Genomic DNA, 4,793 nt, shown 5'->3' with positions numbered 1-4,793 from the left:
CATGTTCTTATTAAGACAGGAACATCAATTTCATGATTAGTCCTTCCTTAACGTTATCTTTCATTTAATGGATAATATGTTTAATTCATTACATGTGATTTTGTATCTAATCTTGTTTCAATTTTGTGAACGAGTATAAATTTGAAGGCTTATATATTGTTATTATATCTTTTTATGTTTATTATATACCTATACGGGTATGTGTAATTTAAACTAATGCATATCTGTATGCAGAAAACGAAAAGAAAAAAATAATTATGGAGGTTAGGGAAAGATGAGTAAAAAAATTGTTGTAGTCGGTGGGGTTGCAGGCGGAGCATCAGTGGCAGCACGTCTTCGTCGTTTAAGTGAAGATGATGAAATTATTATGTTCGAGCGAGGGGAGTATATTTCATTTGCAAACTGTGGATTGCCATATTACATTGGCGGTGTGATTCAAGAGCGCCAGAAATTGTTAGTACAAACCGTTGAAAAGATGTCAAAGCGCTTTAATTTAGATATTCGTGTGTTAAGTGAAGTGATAAAAATCAATAAAGAAGAAAAAACTATTGTTGTTAAAAATGTAATGACAAATGAAACGTACAAAGAGTCGTATGATATTTTAATTCTTTCACCAGGATCAAAACCAATTGTGCCGCCTATACCGGGAATTGAAACATCAAAGGCATTGTTTACATTACGAAATGTACCGGATACAGATCGTATTAAAGGATATATTGATGAGAATAAACCGCGTCATGCTACTATCATTGGCGGAGGATTTATTGGTGTTGAAATGGCTGAAAACTTGAGAGAAAAAGGAATTGATGTAACTCTTATTGAGATGGCAAATCAAGTAATGCCGCCAATTGATTATGAAATGGCATCATATGTACATGAACATATGACAAATCATGGTGTTCAGCTTATTTTAGAAGATGGGGTAGAGGCTTTTGAAGAAGGTGGAGCAGTTTTACGCTTAAAAAGCGGTTCGAAAATGAATACAGATATGGTTATTCTATCTATTGGTGTTCAGCCAGAAAGTAGTTTAGCAAAGGAAGCAGGACTAGAACTTGGGGTACGCGGAACAATTAAAGTAAATGAAAAACTACAAACGTCGGATTCCTCTATTTATGCCATTGGTGATGCAATTGAAGTGAAAGATTTTGTAACAGAAGCAGAGACAATGATTCCGTTAGCGTGGCCGGCAAATCGTCAAGGGCGGATGTTAGCTGATATTATTCATGGGGATATAGACTCTGTATATAAAGGAACAATGGGAACAGCAATTGCCAAAGTATTTGAATTAACAGTAGCTTCAACAGGTGGGAATGAAAAGGTATTACAGCGTTTAGATATACCCTATGAGGTAGTACATGTACAAGCAAATTCTCATGCTGGTTATTATCCAAATGCATATCCTATTTTATTAAAATTAATTTTTAATAAAGAGACAGGAGAAATCTATGGTGCACAAGCTGTAGGGCGTGATGGTGTGGATAAACGTATAGATGTAATTGCAACGGCAATGAAAGCTAAGCTAAAGGTAATGGATTTACCAGATTTGGAACTAGCATACGCACCGCCGTATTCTTCTGCAAAAGATCCAGTAAACATGGTGGGGTATGCTGCAAGTAATATAATTGATGGGCTGGTAGATACAGTACAATGGCATGAAATTGATCATATTGTTGAAAAAGGCGGATATTTAATTGATGTTCGTGAACCCAATGAGTTGAAACAAGGGATGATTAAGGGATCAATTAATATTCCATTAGATGAATTACGTGACAGATTGGATGAAATTCCAGTAAATGAAGAAATATATATTACATGCCAGTTAGGTATGAGGGGGTATGTTGCTGCACGTATATTAATGGAAAAAGGATATAAAGTGAAGAATGTAGATGGTGGTTTTAAATTGTATGGAACGGCTTTACCAGACCGTGTTGTATATTAATGTCTCAAAAAGCCCTACCATCATAGGTAGGGTTAAACTTAAAATACAAAATAAGACTTTACAATATACCCTAAAGGGTATATGATGGTGTTGCCAGTTCAAATAAGAAATTAAATCATAATACTGTAAAAGTTATTTTTTACATAAGACATATCGATTTATATAACGAGGTGATAGTGCATTGGAATATAATCAAGATATTAAAAACAGGCTCAAGCGGATTGAAGGACAAATTCGCGGTGTACTTCGAATGATTGAAGAGGAAAAAGATTGTAAAGAGGTTATTACACAGTTAACTGCATCACGTTCTGCGTTAGATCGTGCCATTGGATTAATTGTAGGAACAAACTTGGAAAAATGTTTACGCGACCAATTTGAAAAAGGCGATACATCAAATGAAGATTTAATTAAAGAGGCTGTACAATTACTTGTAAAAAGTAGATAATCTGTCAAACGAATGTGTTGGCAGATTTTAAAAATCATTTTGTTATACCCCTATAGGTATGTAGGGTGAGGATACGGGAGGAATAAAACATGAGTATAAAAGTTGATACAATTTTAGATTGCACAGGGTTATCATGCCCAATGCCAATCGTAAGAACAAAAAAAGCAATGGATGCTTTACAGTCCGGAGAAGTGCTAGAGGTTCACTTAACAGATAAAGGTGCGATAAAGGATATTCCAGCTTGGTCACAAACAGGTGGACACGAAGTATTGCAGCATATAGAAGAAAACGGTGTATTAAAGTTCTGGATTAAAAAGGCGTAAAGAAGTATGAGTGATATAGAGAAAGATTGAAGGAGAGTGTTTATGAGTGCAAATGTCGTATTAAATATGCTTTTAATTATACTCGTTGCTTGGTTTATCATTTCTCGTTTCTTACCAGTTAAGGGCGTTAAAAATATAAATGGAAAAGAGCTAAAAGCCACGCTTCATAAAAAAAATAACCAATTCATTGATGTTCGTACACCGAGTGAATTTAGAGGGAATCATATTCAAGGTTTTCGGAATATCCCGCTGAATGAGTTGATGCAGAAAGTGAATCACTTAGATAAAAACAAAGAAGTGATTGTTATATGCCAAAGTGGAATGAGAAGTAAACAAGCAGTAAAAATGTTAAAAAAATTAGGGTTTCAACATATTACAAATGTCTCAGGTGGTATGAACGCTTGGAGCTAAGGAGGTAATTACAAATGAAAGAAATTACAGCAAAAGAAGTCGAACATAAACTTATGAATGATGAAGTATTGAACATTATTGATGTCCGTGAAGTAGAAGAGGTAGCAGAAGGGAAAATTCCAGGAGCTCTTCATATTCCACTTAGGTTATTAGAATTTCGCATGCATGAATTAGATAAAAACAAAGAATATATTATGGTATGTCTTTCTGGCGGTAGAAGTTCAAGAGCTGTTCAATTTTTAGAAAACCACGGCTTTCAAGTAATAAATATGACAGGTGGTATGTTAGTGTGGGAAGGTAAGACAGAATAAATTCATGATGGTGGAGATTACTTGTATAAATAAATAGTTTTTTTACCTTACCAAATACCCTGGTGGGTAATTGGCGCGGAGGGAGCCAACATGACACAAAAGAAAAAAACAACGATCGTTTTGTTTAGTGGAGATTATGACAAGGCGATGGCAGCTTATATTATTGCAAATGGCGCAGCAGCGTATGATCAGGAAGTAACCATTTTTCATACATTTTGGGGATTGAATGCACTTCGGAAAGATGAACATATAGAAGTAAAGAAAAATTTTTTAGAAAAATTGTTTGGAAAGATGATGCCGCGTGGTGCAGATAAGATGGGCTTATCAAAAATGAATTTTGCAGGCATGGGGCCTAAAATGATGAAACAGGTTATAAAAAAGCATAATGCAATGTCACTTCCAGAGTTAATTGATATGGCAAAAGAACAAGGGATTAAACTTGTAGCTTGTCAAATGACAGTGGATTTATTGGGGTTAAAAGAGGAAGAAATTATGGAAGATGCAGAATTTGCAGGAGTAGCAGCGTATTTAGCAGATGCCTCTGAAGGAAATGTGAATTTATTTATATAAACATGAGCGTCAGTTTTACTTCAGTTTGTGAGATACTTTTCCTTCAAGATAAGCTAACACCGCTTCTAATTTGTTTTTAAATTGATATTTAACCAAAAAACTGCCCCCCAATTGTTAGGTTTATGTCTAACAATTGGGGGGCAATTCATACTTAGCGGCTTTTTTTGAGTAACGATAATCGTTTAGCAATGAAGAGTTGCATCTTCAATGATTAGGTTTTTATTACTTGTAAACGTTAAGACCAAATGACCTTCATTAATTTTTCATATTCATCATTAGCCAATTTGTATAGCATTCTAGTATGCTCAAAGACAAGAGCAGGGTTAAAATGCGGCTCGGAAAAGACGAGAGAAGTGGAAATATCGATAGCGTCTCTATTATTAAGTGTAAATTTTGCGAATCTGTAGGCCATGTTTAGCTCATTGATTATATGTAAAACGTCATTTTTAGATGTAGACTCAGATAATTGTGCGACATTGAAGCAATATACGTCCACGGTAGGATGATCGCTATGGAAAGCAGCAATAAGACGGATTTGTGCACCGCTTTCTGTCTCTAAGTTGACTGCGAAAAATACAGAACCATCATTTTCATCTACATTTTCTTCCATATATATATCATTGGATTTTAGGTAATCTTTAAAGTCTGAAATGTTGTGTTTTACTGCGGCTTTCATATGTAAGTGCCTCCTGTTAATTGGAATTGATTTCTATAATTTATTATAATTTAAAGATATTAAAAATGATAGTTTAAAAAGTTAGAATTTTCCTTATGTTTTTAAATTGATGTATATA

At 34.5% G+C, this 4,793-nt stretch carries 7 protein-coding genes; 6 read left to right on the top strand and 1 reads right to left on the bottom strand.

Annotation, left to right across the window (positions count from 1 at the left end):
* The first annotated feature begins 274 nt into the window (after nt 1-274).
* The 6 genes from cdr to V7183_RS21585 all read left to right on the top strand — a co-directional run bounded on the left by cdr (nt 275) and on the right by V7183_RS21585 (nt 3,999).
* Nucleotides 275-1,939: a CoA-disulfide reductase gene (cdr, locus tag V7183_RS21610; protein ID WP_335360781.1), complete on the top strand. Its 1,665-nt coding sequence runs from the start codon at nt 275-277 to the stop codon at nt 1,937-1,939.
* Nucleotides 1,940-2,120: 181 nt separating this feature from the next.
* Nucleotides 2,121-2,384, top strand: coding sequence for a metal-sensitive transcriptional regulator (locus V7183_RS21605; protein ID WP_097894623.1), 264 nt, complete (start codon nt 2,121-2,123; stop codon nt 2,382-2,384).
* An 89-nt stretch (nt 2,385-2,473) separates the two neighbouring features.
* Nucleotides 2,474-2,707, top strand: a complete 234-nt coding sequence (locus V7183_RS21600; RefSeq protein WP_097894622.1) for a sulfurtransferase TusA family protein — start codon at nt 2,474-2,476, stop codon at nt 2,705-2,707.
* A 42-nt stretch (nt 2,708-2,749) separates the two neighbouring features.
* A complete protein-coding gene (locus V7183_RS21595) occupies nt 2,750-3,118 on the top strand; it encodes a rhodanese-like domain-containing protein (RefSeq protein WP_335360780.1) in 369 nt (122 codons plus the stop codon).
* A gap of 14 nt (nt 3,119-3,132) precedes the next feature.
* Nucleotides 3,133-3,429, top strand: a complete 297-nt coding sequence (locus tag V7183_RS21590) for a rhodanese-like domain-containing protein (protein ID WP_335360779.1) — start codon at nt 3,133-3,135, stop codon at nt 3,427-3,429.
* A 90-nt stretch (nt 3,430-3,519) separates the two neighbouring features.
* Nucleotides 3,520-3,999 (top strand): DsrE/DsrF/DrsH-like family protein, encoded by a 480-nt coding sequence (locus tag V7183_RS21585; RefSeq protein WP_097894619.1) that lies wholly within the window; start codon nt 3,520-3,522, stop codon nt 3,997-3,999.
* Nucleotides 4,000-4,234: 235 nt separating this feature from the next.
* Here V7183_RS21585 and V7183_RS21580 read toward each other — a convergent pair whose 3' ends face one another.
* The gene (locus tag V7183_RS21580) at nt 4,235-4,675 is read right to left on the bottom strand and encodes a hypothetical protein (protein ID WP_097894618.1); all 441 of its coding nucleotides are present in this window, start codon (nt 4,673-4,675) and stop codon (nt 4,235-4,237) included.
* Nucleotides 4,676-4,793: the final 118 nt, after the last annotated feature.

The organism is Bacillus sp. JJ1127 (assembly GCF_036965845.1).
In the GTDB taxonomy this organism is placed as follows: domain Bacteria; phylum Bacillota; class Bacilli; order Bacillales; family Bacillaceae_G; genus Bacillus_A.
Note: the sequence above shows the minus strand (reverse complement) of the source record. Positions and strands in the feature narration are given on the sequence as shown.

Bases quoted from the DNA above. Each gene is read 5' to 3' on its own strand.
- V7183_RS21600 (WP_097894622.1), top strand. From the start codon at position 2,474: ATGAGTATAAAAGTTGATACAATTTTAGATTGCACAGGGTTATCATGC.
- cdr (WP_335360781.1), top strand. From the start codon at position 275: ATGAGTAAAAAAATTGTTGTAGTCGGTGGGGTTGCAGGCGGAGCATCA.
- V7183_RS21585 (WP_097894619.1), top strand. From the start codon at position 3,520: ATGACACAAAAGAAAAAAACAACGATCGTTTTGTTTAGTGGAGATTAT.
- V7183_RS21580 (WP_097894618.1), bottom strand. From the start codon at position 4,675: ATGAAAGCCGCAGTAAAACACAACATTTCAGACTTTAAAGATTACCTA.
- V7183_RS21595 (WP_335360780.1), top strand. From the start codon at position 2,750: ATGAGTGCAAATGTCGTATTAAATATGCTTTTAATTATACTCGTTGCT.
- V7183_RS21590 (WP_335360779.1), top strand. From the start codon at position 3,133: ATGAAAGAAATTACAGCAAAAGAAGTCGAACATAAACTTATGAATGAT.